Annotated in this window: 15 protein-coding genes; 12 read left to right on the forward strand and 3 right to left on the reverse strand. The window is 65.5% G+C overall.

Annotated elements, in window-relative coordinates:
• Positions 1 to 9: 9 nt before the first annotated feature.
• The 7 genes from G9408_RS06940 (at position 10) to G9408_RS06970 (ending at position 7,610) form a co-directional block, all read left to right on the forward strand.
• Positions 10 to 663 (forward strand): TVP38/TMEM64 family protein, encoded by a 654-nt coding sequence (locus G9408_RS06940; RefSeq protein WP_168453244.1) that lies wholly within the window; start codon positions 10 to 12, stop codon positions 661 to 663.
• Positions 648 to 1,121, forward strand: a complete 474-nt coding sequence (locus G9408_RS06945) for an AAC(3)-I family aminoglycoside N-acetyltransferase (protein ID WP_408021864.1) — start codon at positions 648 to 650, stop codon at positions 1,119 to 1,121. Before G9408_RS06940 ends, G9408_RS06945 begins: the two co-directional genes overlap by 16 nt.
• Positions 1,122 to 1,142: 21 nt before the next feature.
• The gene (locus G9408_RS06950; protein WP_168453245.1) at positions 1,143 to 2,156 is read left to right on the forward strand and encodes an alpha/beta hydrolase; all 1,014 of its coding nucleotides are present in this window, start codon (positions 1,143 to 1,145) and stop codon (positions 2,154 to 2,156) included.
• A 32-nt stretch (positions 2,157 to 2,188) separates the two neighbouring features.
• Positions 2,189 to 5,002: a DNA polymerase I gene (polA, locus tag G9408_RS06955; RefSeq protein ID WP_168453246.1), complete on the forward strand. Its 2,814-nt coding sequence runs from the start codon at positions 2,189 to 2,191 to the stop codon at positions 5,000 to 5,002.
• Positions 4,999 to 5,484 carry a hypothetical protein gene (locus G9408_RS06960; protein WP_168453247.1) on the forward strand — a complete coding sequence of 162 codons (486 nt, stop codon included), beginning with the start codon at positions 4,999 to 5,001 and terminating at the stop codon, positions 5,482 to 5,484. The genes polA and G9408_RS06960 overlap by 4 nt, the downstream gene beginning before the upstream one ends.
• Before the next feature lie 72 nt (positions 5,485 to 5,556).
• Positions 5,557 to 6,831 carry a hypothetical protein gene (locus tag G9408_RS06965; RefSeq protein ID WP_168453248.1) on the forward strand — a complete coding sequence of 425 codons (1,275 nt, stop codon included), beginning with the start codon at positions 5,557 to 5,559 and terminating at the stop codon, positions 6,829 to 6,831.
• A gap of 104 nt (positions 6,832 to 6,935) precedes the next feature.
• Positions 6,936 to 7,610, forward strand: a complete 675-nt coding sequence (locus tag G9408_RS06970; RefSeq protein WP_120215620.1) for a CDP-alcohol phosphatidyltransferase family protein — start codon at positions 6,936 to 6,938, stop codon at positions 7,608 to 7,610.
• A gap of 131 nt (positions 7,611 to 7,741) precedes the next feature.
• On the opposite strand, the gene G9408_RS06975 is transcribed toward G9408_RS06970, so the two are convergent.
• The gene (locus G9408_RS06975) at positions 7,742 to 8,635 is read right to left on the reverse strand and encodes a prephenate dehydratase (protein WP_168453249.1); all 894 of its coding nucleotides are present in this window, start codon (positions 8,633 to 8,635) and stop codon (positions 7,742 to 7,744) included.
• Between the two features lie 179 nt (positions 8,636 to 8,814).
• Between G9408_RS06975 and G9408_RS06980 the strand changes: the two genes are divergently transcribed.
• Both G9408_RS06980 and G9408_RS06985 read left to right on the forward strand, forming a co-directional pair.
• A complete protein-coding gene (locus G9408_RS06980) occupies positions 8,815 to 9,465 on the forward strand; it encodes a c-type cytochrome (RefSeq protein WP_120215618.1) in 651 nt (216 codons plus the stop codon).
• Positions 9,465 to 9,896, forward strand: coding sequence for a c-type cytochrome (locus G9408_RS06985; protein WP_168453250.1), 432 nt, complete (start codon positions 9,465 to 9,467; stop codon positions 9,894 to 9,896). Before G9408_RS06980 ends, G9408_RS06985 begins: the two co-directional genes overlap by 1 nt.
• A gap of 151 nt (positions 9,897 to 10,047) precedes the next feature.
• On the opposite strand, the gene G9408_RS06990 is transcribed toward G9408_RS06985, so the two are convergent.
• Together G9408_RS06990 and G9408_RS06995 are read right to left on the reverse strand one after the other, a co-directional pair.
• Positions 10,048 to 10,923 (reverse strand): LOG family protein, encoded by an 876-nt coding sequence (locus G9408_RS06990; RefSeq protein WP_168453251.1) that lies wholly within the window; start codon positions 10,921 to 10,923, stop codon positions 10,048 to 10,050.
• A 183-nt stretch (positions 10,924 to 11,106) separates the two neighbouring features.
• Positions 11,107 to 11,808 (reverse strand): extensin family protein, encoded by a 702-nt coding sequence (locus tag G9408_RS06995; protein ID WP_168453252.1) that lies wholly within the window; start codon positions 11,806 to 11,808, stop codon positions 11,107 to 11,109.
• Between the two features lie 172 nt (positions 11,809 to 11,980).
• On the opposite strand from G9408_RS06995, the gene G9408_RS07000 reads away from it, so the two are divergent.
• The 3 genes from G9408_RS07000 (at position 11,981) to G9408_RS07010 (ending at position 16,104) form a co-directional block, all read left to right on the forward strand.
• The gene (locus G9408_RS07000; RefSeq protein WP_168453253.1) at positions 11,981 to 13,108 is read left to right on the forward strand and encodes a phosphoserine transaminase; all 1,128 of its coding nucleotides are present in this window, start codon (positions 11,981 to 11,983) and stop codon (positions 13,106 to 13,108) included.
• Positions 13,109 to 13,229: 121 nt separating this feature from the next.
• Positions 13,230 to 14,816: a phosphoglycerate dehydrogenase gene (gene serA / locus G9408_RS07005; RefSeq protein ID WP_168453254.1), complete on the forward strand. Its 1,587-nt coding sequence runs from the start codon at positions 13,230 to 13,232 to the stop codon at positions 14,814 to 14,816.
• 172 nt (positions 14,817 to 14,988) lie between these two features.
• Entirely contained in the window at positions 14,989 to 16,104 is a 1,116-nt protein-coding gene (locus G9408_RS07010; RefSeq protein ID WP_168453255.1) for an ATP phosphoribosyltransferase regulatory subunit, read from the forward strand.
• Positions 16,105 to 16,190 lie beyond the last annotated feature (86 nt).

Here is a 16,190-nt window from a genome sequence, read left to right on the forward strand (position 1 = left end):
ACGGGGGGCATGGCAGAACGCCCTTCCCTGCTGCGACGCTGGCTGATGATCATCGGCCTGCTGGCGATCGTCGTCGGCGTGCCGTTGATCTTTCGCGAAGAATTTATCGCGATCAGTGACCGGGTGCTGGCGGCGGCCGACGAACGCCCCTTTGCCGCCGCCGCGCTGATCGTCGCCGCGCTGACGCTCGACGTCTTCCTGCCCGTACCGAACGGGGTGACCAATACGCTGGCTGGCGCCGCTTTTGGCTTTGCCCTCGGCACCTTCGTCATCTGGCTGGGGCTGATGGGCGGCAGCACTGCGGGCTATGCGCTCGGTCGCTGGGGGGCGCGTCCGCTTGCCGCGCGGCTGCTCGGCGCCGATGATCTGGAGCGCGCGCACCGGATCGCCGAACGCGCGGGCCCGGTGGTGCTGATCGTATCGCGCCCGGTCCCCATTTTGTGCGAGATGACCCCGATCGCCGCAGGGATTGCCGGAATGGCATTTGGGCACTTTCTGTTCGCCGTGGCGCTCGGCAATCTGGGGGTCGGCGTCGTCTATGCCGCGATCGGCGCCGCGGCGGTCGAGCGGACATCGACCGAATTGCTGATGCTGGGAGCGATTGGCGTGCCGCTTGCCGCATGGCTCGGCTGGCAGGCGATCGAACGATGGCGGGCGCGATGAAGGTCCGCCGTCTCGGCCTTGGCGACATCGAAGCCGCCCGCGACCTCAACGCTCTCTATGCCGACGCATTCGAGGATCACGACACCTATCGACACGACCGGCCCGACGATGACTGGCTCGCCCGCCAGCTCGCCAAAGATGCAATCATCATTGTCGTCGCCGAGGCCGACGGCTGCATCGTCGGCGGCCTCACCGCTTATGACCTCCCCAAACTCGAAGCGGCGCGCAGCGAAATCTATCTCTACGATCTCGCGGTCAATGCGGCGCACCGTCGCCACGGCATCGCCACCGCGCTGATCGCCGAACTTCAGCATATCGCCGCCGACATCGGTGCCTGGGCGGTGTTTGTGCAGGCCGACTATGGCGACGATCCCGCGGTTGCGTTATACACCAGGCTCGGCGTGCGCGAGGACGTGATGCATTTCGACCTGCCGCCCTTGCCGCGAACGAAAGACTGAACCCGACGAAGAGGACGCGCCATGCTGCGCTGGTTCATTCGCATCATACTGGGCCTTGTCGCGGTCGTGGCCGCGCTGTGGCTGACCGTCAGTTACATCACGCCGCAGCCCGCGATCTGGGCGATCCGCGCATTGTTCGATTCGGGCTCGGACGCGGCCAGCGCAAAGCTGCTTCCCAAAGTACCGTCCGATGTCGAGACGCTCGCCGCGATCCGCTACGATCCTGCCGATCCCGACGCGCTGCTCGACATTTTTCGGCCCAAGGCTGCATCGGGCGCGCGGCCTGCCATCGTCTGGGTGCATGGCGGCGGTTTCGTATCGGGCAACCGCCATATCGTCGCCGAATATCTCAAGATTCTGGCCGCGCAGGGCTTCGTCACGATCACCGTCGACTATACGATCGCCCCCGACGCGCGCTATCCCACCCCGATCCGGCAGACCAACAAGGCACTCGGCTACGTGGCCGCCAACGCGGCCCGCTACGGTGTCGATCCCGACAGGATCCTGATCGGCGGCGACAGCGCCGGCGCGCAGATCGCGGCACAAGTCGCTACGATTGCGACCAACCCCGCCTATGCAAAGGCGGTCGGCATCGCGCCGTCGGTCGGACCAGAGCGGATCAAGGGCGCCATCCTCTTTTGCGGGGCGCACGACGTCACGATGCTGAACCTTGACGGCACGCTCGGCCCGTTCCTGCGCGCCGTCGTCTGGGCCTATGGCGGCAAGCGCGACGCGATGGACGATCCGCAATTCCGCCTCATGGCGCTGCCCGATCATGTGACCGCCGATTTTCCGCCCGCCTTCATCACGGCAGGCAATGGCGACCCGCTGCTCGGCCAGTCCGAACGGCTGGCAAACAGCCTGAAAAGCGCAGGAGCGCCCGTCGAAACCTTGTTCTTCGCAAAGGATCATGTCCCGGCGCTCGGCCATGAATATCAGTTCGATCTCGACAGCACCGCGGGCAAGCAAGCCCTCGATCGCACGGTGGCCTTCGCTCGCCGCGTGACGGAGAAGAAAGCGGGAACCTTGCCCTAGGCCGCCCTGCCCGCCGCTGCTACACCGCCGCCATGTCGGACAAGAATCATCTCTATCTGGTCGATGGCTCCAGCTACATCTTCCGCGCCTATCACCGCCTGCCGCCGCTGACCAATCCGCACGGCGTGCCGGTCGGCGCGGTCTATGGCTATACGACGATGTTGTGGAAACTGGCCAAGGACCTGCACGACGCCGACGGGCCGACGCACCTGGCGGTCATTCTCGACCACTCCAGCCAGTCGTTCCGAAATGAAATTTACGACCAGTATAAGGCCAACCGCCCCGAACCGCCCGAGGATCTGCGGCCGCAATTCCCGCTGATCCGCGACGCGACGCGCGCCTTTTCGCTGCCATGTATCGAGATGGAGGGGTTTGAGGCCGACGATCTGATCGCCTCCTATGCCGAAGCCGCGGTGCGCGAAGGCTGGGACGTCACCATCGTTTCGTCGGACAAGGATCTGATGCAGCTTATCCGTGAGCCTGCCGACGGGCCGCACGTCGACATGCTCGACACGATGAAGAATGTCCGCCTCGGGCTTGATGCGGTGAACGAAAAATTCGGCGTCACCCCCGATCTCGTCGGCGACGTGCTCGCGCTGATGGGCGACAGCGTCGACAACGTCCCCGGGGTGCGCGGGGTCGGGCCGAAGACCGCGACCAAGCTGATCCAGGAATATGGCAGCCTCACCGCGGCGCTCGACGGCGCCGAGACGATGAAGGCCAGCAAGCTGCGCGACAATCTGATCGAACATCGCGCGATGGCCGAATTGTCGCGCGTGCTGGTCGATCTGAAGCGCGACTGCCCGCTGCCCGATGCGCTGGACGACCTCAAGCTCGGCGCGATTCCGCCGCTGCCGCTCAAGGCGTTTCTCGACGAGCATGGCTTCCGCTCGCTGTCGGCCAAGCTCGACCTTGGCGCGACGCCGGGCGGCCCGCCGACCCTGCCGCGCGCTGCTGCCGCGGCCGCACCGACTGCAAATGGTGCGCCATCGACGCCGACCCTGCCCGCGATGCCGCCCATCGACCGCTCGGCTTATGAAACGGTGACGACGCTCGACGCGCTCGACCGCTGGATTGCCGACGCGCGCGCCGCGCATGTCGTTGCAGTCGATACCGAAACCGCCAGTCTCGACAGCGTCACCGGGCGCCTCGTCGGGGTCAGCCTCGCGACCGCGCCCGGCAAGGCGTGCTACATCCCGCTCGGCCACGGCGGCACCGACATGTTCGCCGAAAAGCCCGAGCAGATTGTAATGGGTGACGCACTCGCGCGGCTCGGCGACCTGTTCGCTGACGATGCGGTGCTGAAGGTCGGGCATAACCTTAAATATGACATCGGCGTGCTCGCGCAGCATGGCGTCACCATTGCGCCCTATGACGACACGCTGGTGATGAGCTTCGCGCTCGACGCGGGCAAGCATCAGCACGGGCTCGACGAACTTGCCAAGCTCCACCTCGACCATGCCTGCCTGTCATTCAAGGATGTATGCGGCACCGGCAAATCGCAGATCAGCTTTGCCGAGGTGCAGCTGGACCGCGCGACCGAATATGCCGCAGAGGATGCCGATGTGGCGCTACGGCTGTGGAAGCTGCTCAAGCTGCGCTTGCCGATCGAGGGCGGCACGCGCGTCTATGAGATGGTCGACCGCCCGCTGGCGGCGGTGATCGAGGGCATGGAACGCGCCGGAATCATGGTCGATCGCGACTATCTGGCGAAGCTGTCGGGCGAATTCGCCACCGAAATGCTGCGGATCGAGGGCGAGATTCACGAGCTCGCGGGCCAGCCCTTTGCGATCGGCAGCCCGAAGCAGCTCGGCGAAATCCTGTTCGACAAGCTCGGTTTGAAAGGCGGGCGCAAGGGCAAGTCGGGCGACTGGTCGACCGACCAGAACGAGCTTGAACGGCTTGAACGCGACGGCGTGCCAATCGCGCGCAAAATCCTCGAATGGCGCCAGCTGTCCAAACTGAAATCGACCTATACCGACGCGCTGCAGCAACAGATCAATCCCACGACCGGACGCGTCCACACCAGCTACAGCCTCGTCGGCGCGCAGACCGGGCGCCTCTCGTCGACCGATCCGAATTTGCAGAACATCCCGATCCGCACCGAAACCGGGCGCCAGATCCGCGACGCCTTCATCGCCGCGCCGGGCCACGTCCTGATCGCCGCCGACTATAGCCAGATCGAGCTGCGCCTCGCCGCGCATATGGCCGATGTCCCCGAACTTAAGGAAGCCTTTGCGCAGGGGCAGGACATTCACGCCGCGACCGCGATCGAATTGTTCGGGGAAAGCAACCGCGACACCCGCGGCAAGGCCAAGACGGTCAATTTCTCGATCCTCTACGGCATTTCGCGGTGGGGACTGGCGGGGCGGCTCGAGATCACGCCCGACGAGGCGCAGGCGCTGATCGCGCGCTATTTCGAACGCTTCCCCGGGATTTCGGACTATATCACCGACACGCTCGAAAGTGCGCGGGCGACGGGGTACACCGAGACATTGTTCGGGCGCAAAACCTGGTTCCCGCGCATCAAGGCGGCGAGCCAGAACGAGCGCGCGGGCAGCGAACGCGCCGCGATCAACGCACCAATCCAGGGAACCAGCGCCGACCTCATCAAACGCGCGATGGCGCGCATGCCCGCGGCGCTCGCCGATGCAGGGCTGTCCGACGTCAAGATGCTGCTCCAGGTCCACGACGAACTGGTGTTCGAAGCACCTGCGGACAAGGCGGAGGCCGCGGGGGCGGTCATCCGAACCGTGATGATGGGCGCTGCCGAACCGGCCCTGACGCTGTCGGTGCCGCTCGACGTCGAAATCGGTGTCGGCAAGAGCTGGGGCGAAGCGCATTGATCGCATGGCTGCTATTTGCCGCGGCGCTCGCCACCGACCCTGCGCCTGCGCCGCCGACCACCGCGGCGCTCGCACCGATCGCCGACACCGACGTGCGCGAATTCGTCGCAATTGCCGCGCGCAAGGTAGCCGGGCGTCCGGTCGGCGGCCCGATCGCCAGCGCCGACAAGGTGCTGCTCATCGCGCGCGACGACAAGGGGTTCCCGATTATCGCGATCAGTACCGGCTTTCCGGCGCGCCAGTCGCTGCCCGCACCGCCGCCGAACATCGTCGCGGTCGTGCGGCTGCGCCAGCGTTACGATACCCCCGTCCCCGGCCCCAGCGCGAGCGATCTGGCGTTCGTCACCGCGCACCGCGTGCCGCTGTTCGTGATCGGCGAATGGCTGCGCCCCGCGCCGATGTGGGAAGTGGCATGGGTCGACGATGCCGTGCGCTTTCGGTCGATAGGCGACGTCGGCGAAATCGGTCCCTGGCAGGACTGACGATCGCCAAACAACGCCTTGCGCTCAACTGTACTGTTTATATAATACAGTGACAACAGAGGAGCGTGCATCATGCTAAGCTGGAAGCTGAACGGTTTCATCGCCCTTGCGTTCATCGCGCTCGCAACCCCGGCTGGAGCTCAAACCACCGCACCGCCGCCGGTTGGCGAAAAGGTCGAAATCCTGCCGGTGGGGTTTTCCCCTGACGGCCTGTCGGGGCCCGGCGGCGATCGCTTGCGCGACGCGCTCACGGCTGCGCAGTTCGTCGCGCTGGGCGAAGACCATGGCCTTGCGGGCGCCCCGAAACTGGCCGAGGCGCTCGCGCATGACGCCGCGGCAATCGCCGAAACGCAGAACGCCGGGCCGCTTTATCATGCGGTCGAGGTCGGACCGCACAGCGCCGCGTGGATCGGCGCCCGGATCGAAACCGGCGGCGTGGATTCGCTGGCCGACGCCTTTGCTGGACGGCCGTGGGCGATGCCGTTCCTTTCCAACCGCGAAGACGCCTCGCTCGCCGCGCCCTTTGCGCGGTCCGGGCGATTGTGGGGGATCGATCAGGAATTTATCGGCGCGCCGTCGATCCTGCTCGAAACGCTCGTGGCGCGAACGAAGGACGAGGCGGTACGCGCGCGCCTCGCGGCGTGGCTGGAACAGGACCGCGCCGCGCTCAACACCGGAAACTTCGGCGCCATCATGATGTCGACCGCCGCACCGGCCGATTTCGCCGCGCTGCGAAAGGCATTCGCGGGCGATGCCGAAGCGGCGGCGATCATCGACGCGCTCGCCGAAAGTGCGCGCATCTATGGCCTGAACAACAGCGGCCAATATCTTCAGAATAATGAAGAACGACAGGCTCTGATGCAGGATTACTTCCTCACCGCCTACCGCAACGCGGCGGTGCCGGCACCGCGGGTGCTGTTCAAGATGGGCGCCTATCATATGGGCCGCGGGACGACGCCGACCTCGATCTACGACATCGGATCGCTGCTCCCGGGCATGGCCGCGACCAATGGACGCACGTCGCTGCATATCGCCTATGTCCCGACTGCGGGCATGGTCCGGCAGGTGAAGCCGTCGCCCGAACGCTTCACCGACGTTACTGCCTATCGCGACGAGGCGATCGCTCCGATCCTCGATGCAGCCGGAATAGCGCACGACGCCATTCCCGCCGACGGTCACGTCCTGATCCCGATCGCGCCGCTGCGCCACAATTTGCAGGGAAAGAAATTGCGCGATCTCCCCGCCTTCTCGCGCTTCCTGTTGCTCGGCTTCGACTATCTTGTCACGACACGCGGCGCGGAAGCGGCGACACATTTCGAGGCAATCGGCAAACCGGCGTCCCGGTAAGCTGGCGCGTCGCCCCACCCCTTTACGACCCGCAACTTTCGCTCTATGACGATCCTATGACATTTGGCTGGCGATAATATGACAGCCAGCTTCAAAGGATTTCCATGAGCAAGTTCCAGCCCGTCGCGCAGGCGCCAGTCCGTATTCAGCAGAATATCCTCGCGCGCGGCGAACGCCGCCTGCTCAACTGGATATGCCCCCGCCTGCCGCAGTGGGTCACCCCCGACAAGCTTACCGTTTTGGGCTTCTTCGGCGCCGTCATGGTCGCCGCGGGCTATATGCTCAGCTGGATCGACGACGAATGGCTGGGCCTGTGCCTCGCGGGCTATGTCGTCAACTGGTTCGGCGATTCGCTCGACGGCAGCCTGGCGCGCTGGCGCCAGATCGAGCGGCCGAACTATGGCTATTTTGTCGACCATAGCGTCGATGCGCTCGCAACCCTGCTGATGGTCAGCGCGATCGGGATGAGCCCCTATATGCGTTTCGACGTCGCGCTGATGGCGGTGATCGGTTACTTCCTGCTGTCGATCCACACCTTCATCGCCGCCAAGGTCGTCGGCGAGTTTCGCCTGTCCTATATGGCGGGTGGACCGACCGAATTGCGCTTGATGCTGATGGCGATGACCGCGCTGATGCCGGTGGTTGGCGGCGCCGACATCGGCGGCACCAATTTCTCGGCGTTCGACCTGTTCGCGTTGGTTGTGTCGAGCATCCTGGTGACGCTGTTCATCGTTCAGACGTCGGCGACCGCCCGAATGCTCCGCCGCCGCGGCGGATAATGCCTGTGGCGTGGTGCTGAAATCTCCAATCACCGTAGCCCTGAGCCTGTCGAAGGGCGCTTCTCGGTGAAGCGCCCTTCGACAGGCTCAGGGCTACGGTTCATTCCAAGCGGCAACGACTTTCGCAAATTTTAGGGCCGCAGGCGCGCCTGCGCGTACGTACCGAGCAGGCGCAGCGACTTGGTCTGGAAATCCAGTTCCTCGAGCGCACGATCGACACGTTCGTCCCCCGGCGCCCCGACGATGTCGGCGTAAAATTGCGTCGCGGCAAAGCTGCCACCGGTCTGATAGCTTTCCAGCTTGGTCATGTTGACCCCGTTGGTCGCAAATCCGCCGAGCGCCTTGTACAGCGCCGCCGGGATATTCCTCACCTCGAACATGAAGGTGGTCATCACCGGCCCCTCGATCGCCGCAAGATCGGCGAGCGGTTCGCGCGCCAGCACGACGAAGCGCGTCATATTATGGTCAGCATCCTCCATCCCGGTGCCGTGCAGCGTCAACCCGTACAGTTCCGCCGCGTGCGGCGGTGCCAGCGCGGCCAGCCCGACCTCGTCGCTGTCGGCGACCCACGCCGCGGCGCCCGCGGTGTCGCTATGCGCAACCGGCGCGATATTGTTGGCGCGCAGCCAGTGGCGGCACTGGCCCAGCGCCTGCTCATGGCTCATTGCGCGCGTCACCGGGCCCAGATCGCGGCTCATCAGACCATAGCGGATCGGCAGGAAATGCTCGCCGACGATCGACAGCCCGGATTCGGGGAGCAGGAAATGAATGTCGGCAACGCGCCCATGCAGGCTGTTTTCAATCGGGATGATCGCGCGATCGACCCTGCCGTCCCGCACCGCGTCGATCGCATCCTGAAAGGCGTAGCAGGGGAGCGGCAACGCGTTCGGATCATATTCGCGCGCGGCCAGATCGCTGTTGGCTCCCGGCGCGCCCTGAAACGCCAGCCCGCGTGCGGGATCGGCAAGCGCAACCGCCCGCATTTTGTCGACCAGATGCTGCGCGGAAGCCGAATAACTGCCCATGACTGCCTTCCCAGAGTGGAGCCGCGGCGCATAGCCGCCAAGCCGCATGCGCGCAACCGGCGCATCTGGTCGCGATCCCCGATTCCTCCCCTTGCGCCGCCGTCGCCGCGCCAGTAAGGGAGCGTCCAAATCAGATATGCGTCCGGCAAGCGGGCGCCAGCAAACGGGGCTCAAAGAGCATGGACAATCGCAACAACACTATCGCTGGCTGGGTGCTGTTCGCCGGCATTTGCGCGCTGGGCCTGACCATCGGGTCGAGCATGTTGTTCGCCGGTCACAACCCGGAAAAGCCCGGTTTCCCGATCGAAGATGCCGAAGCGGGCGCCGGTGGCGCCGCGGCCGTGCCGATCGCCAACCTGCTCGCCGCCGCCGATCCGGTGAAGGGCGAAGCGGTGTTCGCGAAATGCGCCGCGTGCCACACGATTGCCTCGGGCGGCGCCAACGGCATCGGTCCGAATCTGTGGGGCGCCCTCGGCAAGCCGCACGGCCACGTCGCAGGCTTCGCCTATTCGGACGCGCTGAAGTCGGTTCCGGGCAACTGGGATTTCGAAGGCATGGACGCCTGGCTCGCCAGCCCGCGCAAATATGCGCCGGGAACCAAGATGTCGTTCGCGGGCCTCAGCAGCGCCGAAGATCGCGCCAACCTGATCGTTTACATGAACAGCCAGGGTTCGAACCTGCCGCTGCCCGCCCCCGAAGCCGCCGCACCCGCCGAAGGCGCCGCCCCGGCCGAAGGCGAAGCGGCTGCCCCGGCGGCCGAAGGTGCCGCTGCCGCTCCCGCGGCTGATGCCGCCGCGGCAACCCCCGCTCCGGCCGAAGCCAAGAAATAATGCGGCTCGCGCCCGTCCTGCTGGCGGGCGCTTTAGCGCTGGCCGGCTGCGGCAAGGCCGACTCTCCCCCCGCCGATGTCGCCGCGGACGAAGCCGCCGCTCCCCCTGCGGCTGCCGTCGCGCCAACCGCGGCGATGGGCGAGCAGGTCTTCAAACGCTGCGTGGCGTGTCATACCGTGGACAAGGGCGGCCGCAACGGGATCGGCCCCAATTTGCACGGCGTCGTCGGCGCAGCGGTCGCGGCAAAGCCCGACTTTTCCTATTCCGGCGCGATGAAGGCCAAGGGCGGCGTCTGGGACGAAGCCGCGCTCGATGCCTATCTCGAAGCGCCGATGAAGGCGGTTCCGGGCACCCGCATGGCGTTTGCCGGGGTGATCGACGCTGCGGATCGCAAGGCGCTGATCCTGTATCTGGAAGCGCAGTCGAAATAGTTGATCCTCCTTGTGGCGAAGCCATGGGGAGGTGGCAGCGGCGTAGCCGCTGACGGAGGGGCAATGGCGCTACCGTCGTCGCCCCTCCACCGTCGCCTGCGGCGCCGGTCCCCCTCCCCATCGCTGCGCGACAGGGAGGATCAAAAAGGCATCACCCCTGCTCCTCGATATTCGCGTAAAAATCCTGGACGATTTGCCACGCCTCGTCGGCGGTCTCGACAAATTTGAACAGCCCCAGGTCGCGCGCACTCACCACACCCTCCTCGACCAGCGCCTCGAAATTGACGACGCGCTCCCAGAATTCCTTGCCGAACAGCACGATCGGGATCGGCTTGATCTTGCCGGTCTGGATCAGCGTCAGCAGCTCGAACATCTCGTCAAAGGTGCCGAAACCGCCCGGAAACACACACACTGCGCGCGCGCGCAGCAGGAAGTGCATCTTGCGCAGCGCGAAATAGTGGAACTGGAAACTCAGCGACGGGGTGACATAGCGGTTCGGTGCCTGTTCGTGCGGTAGCACGATATTGAGCCCCACCGATTCCTTGCCGACGTCGTCCGCGCCGCGATTCGCCGCTTCCATGATCGACGGCCCGCCGCCCGAGCACACGACGAAGTGGCGACAGCCATGTTCATCCGGCGGCACCTGGCTCGCAAGGCGCGCCAGCTTGCGCGCTTCTTCATAATATTTCGCCTTGGCCTTCAGCCGCCGCGCAATGTTGCGCTGGACATCGTCGGTCGCCGCCGCTTCGAGCGCGTCGGCATCCGCAGGCTCGGGAATGCGCGCCGAGCCATAGATGACCAGCATCGATTCGATCTTTGCCTCGTCGAGCAGCAGTTCGGGCTTGAGCAGTTCGAGCTGGAACCGAACCGGGCGCAAATCTTCGCGCAGCAGAAAGTCGGTGTCCTGAAACGCCAGCTTGTACGCCGCGCTCGCGGTCTGCGGGGTGGTGGTCGCCTGCTTGGCGAACTGCGCGTCGTCCTTGGCTTTGTGGAAACGCGAACGATGGGGTTGTTTATCTTCTGCCATTGAACAGCGGCTAGCCGTTCGGCGTGACTTTGCCAAGACGGGGACGATTTGAGCGGCGCCCCTTAGGGGCTCTTACTATTTCGTCATCCCGGCGAAGGCCGGGATCTCAACGTCAAATCTTGACGCACTGGCGAGATCCCGGCCTTCGCCGGGATGACGATCTAATGAGGTGCGCCAGCTCAGTTAACGGCAATAACCGTTGCCGCTCATGTCGAAATGGAAATGATTATAGTGCGCGGCGTTGTAATCCGGCCCCAGCACGGTTCCAAAGCGCCGACAGCCGGATTTGTGGAGCGCACGCAGGAAATCCTGCGAAACCTTGTCGCCCTTCCACCCGCCGTCCAGCATGATCCGCCGTCCGTCGGCCAGCACAAAGCCCGACACATCGATCGCGTTCGAATAGGCGTGCTGCGACAAGCGGCCCGAGCGGCCGCCATAGATGTTGCGGCAGCTATAGGTGCCAAAGGTCTCGATCTTCACCACCTCCTGCCCGAAATATTTCCGCGCCGCAGGCTTCACCGCATGCTGCGCCCAAGCGGCGAAATTTTTCGCCAGCGGACAGGTCATCGCGCCAAGGTTGGTCGTCGGGGTGCCGATGTCGAGAAGCTTCACCGAATCGATCGAGCTGCATCCGCCGCCATGATCCTGGTTGGGTAGCGGCGTAAAGCGCACCCCCGCCTGTTTCAGGTCGAACGCGCATTGCTGCGCTTCGGCGCTTGTGAACGACGGCGTCGGCGCAATCTGCGGCCGCTTCGGCGCGCTCGCGGTGGGGCGTTTCGGATCGCCGCGCTTCATCACCTCGGGGCTGCCGAAACAGGCGGACAATGCCAGCGCTGCGGTGGCGGCGATCAGCGTTCGGGGCTGCAAGACGGTCGGGATCCGCATGACCGTCAAAATACCGACAAGATGGTTAACAAGCTCTTTAGTTTTGCTTCGGCTCACCGGATATTTCGCGCGGCCCGCGCAATTTGTTTGACAGTTGCGTGGCGAACCCTAAACGCGGCGCCGGGCCACGCGGTCCCAACGCCGCGCGAGCTCTCTGCAAGGAGAGACTATAATGAGTGAAGTGACGACGCCACAGGTGCGCCCGACGCGCCCCTATTTTTCTTCTGGCCCCTGCGCAAAGCCGCCGGGCTGGGACGCCTCCAAAATCGCTACCGAATCGTTGGGCCGCTCGCACCGCGCCAAGATCGGCAAGACGCGCCTGCAGTACTGCATCGACCTGATGCGTGAGATGCTGCAGCTGCCCGATACGCACCGCATCGGCATCGTTCCGGGATCGGACACCGGCGCCTTTGAAATGGCGATGTGGACGATGCTCGGCGCCCGCCCTGTCACGACGCTCGCTTGGGAGAGCTTCGGCGAGGGCTGGGTCACCGATGCCGCCAAGCAGCTCAAGCTCGACCCGACCGTCATTCGTGCCGATTACGGCCAGCTCCCCGATCTGACCCAGGTCGACTGGTCGAACGACGTCCTCTTCACCTGGAACGGCACAACCAGCGGCGTCCGCGTGCCGAACGGTGACTGGATCCCGGCTGATCGCGAAGGGCTGTCCTTCGCCGACTCGACCTCGGCCGTGTTCGCCTACGACCTGCCGTGGGACAAGATCGATGTCGCGACCTTCAGCTGGCAGAAAGTGCTCGGCGGCGAAGGCGGCCATGGCGTGCTGATCCTCGGCCCGCGCGCGGTCGAACGCCTCGAAAATCATACTCCCGCCTGGCCGCTGCCAAAGGTGTTCCGCCTCGTCAGCAAGGGCGCACTCGCCGAGGGCGTGTTCAAGGGCGAGACGATCAACACCCCGTCGATGCTCGCGGTCGAAGACGCGATCTTCGCACTCGAATGGGCGAAGTCGCTGGGCGGTCTCGACGGCCTGAAAGCGCGCAGCGATGCGAACGCCGCGGCGCTCGACAAGATCGTCGCCGATCGCGACTGGCTCAGCCACCTCGCCGCCGACCCCGCCAGCCGCTCGAAGACCTCGGTCTGCCTGTCGGTCGCGGGCGCCGACGAAGCCTTCATCAAGAAGTTCGCCGGGCTGCTCGAAGCCGAAGGCGCGGCCTATGACATCGCGGGTTATCGCGACGCACCCCCGGGCCTCCGCATCTGGTGCGGCGCGACCGTCGACACCGCCGACATCGAAGCACTCGGCCCGTGGCTCGACTGGGCCTACGCCAGCCTTTCGGCCTGACGCTTCCCTTCTTCCGTTCGCCCTGAGCTTGTCGAAGGGCCGTTCTTATTCTTCCGACGTCCAACAGAAATACTGTCCTTCGACAAGCTCAGGACGAACGGAGTTTTTGAAAGCTATTCCAATGACCGCACCCAAAGTCCTCATCAGCGACAAAATGGACCCCAAAGCCGCCGCGATCTTCAAGGAACGCGGCATCGACGTCGACGTCATCACCGGCAAGACTAAGGACGAGCTGATCGCGATGATCGGCGCCTATGACGGCCTCGCCATCCGCTCGGCCACCAAGGTCACCGCCGACGTCCTCGCCGCCGCCACGAACCTCAAGGTCGTCGGCCGCGCCGGCATCGGCGTCGACAACGTCGACATTCCGGAGGCATCGAAAAAGGGCGTCATCGTGATGAACACGCCCTTTGGCAACAGCATCACCACCGCCGAACATGCGATCGCGATGATGTTCGCACTCGCCCGCCAGATCCCCGAAGCCAACGCGGGAACGCAGGCGGGCAAATGGCCGAAGAATGATTTCATGGGCGTCGAGCTGACCTCGAAGACGCTCGGCCTGATCGGTTGCGGCAACATCGGCAGCATCGTCGCCGAGCGCGCGATCGGCCTGCGCATGAAGGTCGTCGCCTTCGACCCCTTCCTGACCCCCGAGCGCGCGATCGAGCTTGGCGTCGAAAAGGCCGATCTCGACACCCTGCTCGCCAAGGCCGACTTCATCACGCTGCACACCCCGCTCACCGACCAGACGCGCAATATCCTGTCGAAGGAGAATATCGCCAAGGCCAAAAAGGGTGTGCGGATCATCAATTGCGCGCGCGGCGGGCTGATCGACGAAGCGGCGCTGAAGGAGGCGCTCGAATCGGGTCATGTCGCGGGCGCCGCGCTCGACGTGTTCCAGACCGAGCCGCCCGCCGCCGATCATCCGCTGTTCGGCGCCCCGAACTTCATCTGCACCCCGCACCTCGGCGCCTCGACCGACGAGGCGCAGGTCAATGTCGCCATTCAAGTGGCCGAGCAGCTGTCGGACTATCTCCTCACCGGCGGCATCACCAACGCGCTCAACGTGCCGAGCCTGTCGGCCGAGGAAGCCCCGAAGCTGCGCCCCTATATGAGCCTAGCCGAAAAACTCGGCAGCCTCGTCGGCCAGCTCGCGCACGACAACCTCACGACGATCTCGGTCGAGGTCGAGGGCGCCGCCGCCGAGCTGAACCTCAAGCCGATCACCGCCGCGGTGCTGACCGGCCTGATGCGCCGCTATTCGGACAGCGTGAACATGGTCAACGCCCCGCACCTCGCGCGCGAACGCGGGCTCGATGTCCGCGAAGTGCGCCATGACCGCGACGGCGATTACCACACGCTTGTCCGCGTCACCGTCGCCACCGAGTCCGGCGACCGCTCGGTCGCGGGCACGCTGTTCGGCAACAACGAACCGCGGCTTGTCGAGATGTTCGGCATCAAGGTCGAAGCCGACCTCGACGGCCATATGCTCTATATCGTCAACGAGGACGCCCCCGGCTTCATCGGCCGCATCGGCACCACGCTGGGTGAAGCGGGCCTCAACATCGGCACCTTCCACCTCGGCCGCCGCGCCGCGGGCGGCGAAGCCGTGCTGCTTTTGAGCCTCGATTCGCCGATGCCCGAACCGTTGCTGTGGCAGCTCTGCCAACTTCCGGGCGTGAAGACGGTGAAGGGTCTGAAGTTCTGACTAACCAAACGCCCTCTCCTTCAGGGGAGGGCAGCGAGACTTGGGAGCTTGCTCCCTAGTCGCAGCGGGTGGGGGCCAGCGGCCTTGCGCAAGGCCGATGGCCCCCACCCCAACCCCTCCCCTGAAGGGGAGGGGCTTTCACTTGCGGCATTCGCCGCGTAGGAGAGCCCCCATGACCAAGGCCCCCGCCCTGCTGCCCGAAGGCCTCCGCGACCGCCTCCCCCAACAGGCGGAGGCCGCCTCGCGCGTTACACGTGCCCTCGTCGATGCGATGCGCGCGCACGGCTATGGCCGCGTTGCGCCGCCGCTCGCCGAATTTCGAGAAACGCTGGGCGGCGACGACGAGCGCGCAACCCGCGACCTGCTGCGTTTCACCGACCCGGTGTCGCAGCGCACCCTCGCGCTGCGCCCCGACATCACCCGGCAGGTTGGCCGCATCGCGACCTCGCTGCTCGCCAAGGCGCCACGCCCTTTGCGCCTATGCTACGCGGGGCAAGTCGTCAAGCTGCGCGCCAGCCAGCTCCGCCCCGCGCGCGAAATGCTGCAAGTCGGCGCCGAACTGATCGGCAGCGACAGCGTCGCAGCGGCGCGCGAGATCGTCACGGTTGCGATCGACGCGCTCGAAGCGGCGGGCATCGGCCCGGTGACGATCGACTTCACCCTGCCCGACGTCGTCGACCTACTCGCGAACGGCCCGCTTCCTGTCGAGGTCGATATCCAGCAGCTGCGCGACGAACTCGACGCCAAGGACGCCGGCGCGCTGACGCGGATCGGCGCCGCCGCCTACCTGCCCTTGCTCCGCGCCACCGGCCCCTTCGATCAGGCGATAGCTGACCTGCGCGCCTTCGACACCGCGGGCGTCCTCGCCGCGCGCATCGACGCGCTCGAAGCCATCGCCGCGCCAATCCGCGACCGCGTGACGCTGACGCTCGACCCGACCGAGCGCCACGGCTTTGCTTATCAAAGCTGGTTCGGTTTCCAGATCTTCGTCCCCGGCCAAGGCGACGCGGTCGGTCGCGGCGGCGGCTATGCGATCCCCGTCGGCGAGGACCAGGAGGAATCGGCGGTGGGCTTCTCGCTCTACCCCGATCCGCTGATCGACGCGGGTCTTGGCGCCGAAGACGACGCCGAGCGCCGCATCTTCCTGCCGCTCGGCCATGACCCGGCGCTGGCCGCCAGTCTGCGCGCAGATGACTGGCAGACGGTCGCAGCCCTGTGCGACGCGGACGATGCCAAGGCGCTGGGCTGTGGGTGGCGACTTGGTGCCGATGGGCCGGTCGAGGCCTGAGCCATCCCCCAATTCCGTTCGTGTCGAGCGAAGTCGAGACACGCGACCGCATAGACAGCCCCAACGTATCTCGACTTCGCTCGATA

Origin of the sequence: Sphingopyxis microcysteis (assembly GCF_012274265.1) — a bacterium.
GTDB lineage: Bacteria > Pseudomonadota > Alphaproteobacteria > Sphingomonadales > Sphingomonadaceae > Sphingopyxis > Sphingopyxis microcysteis.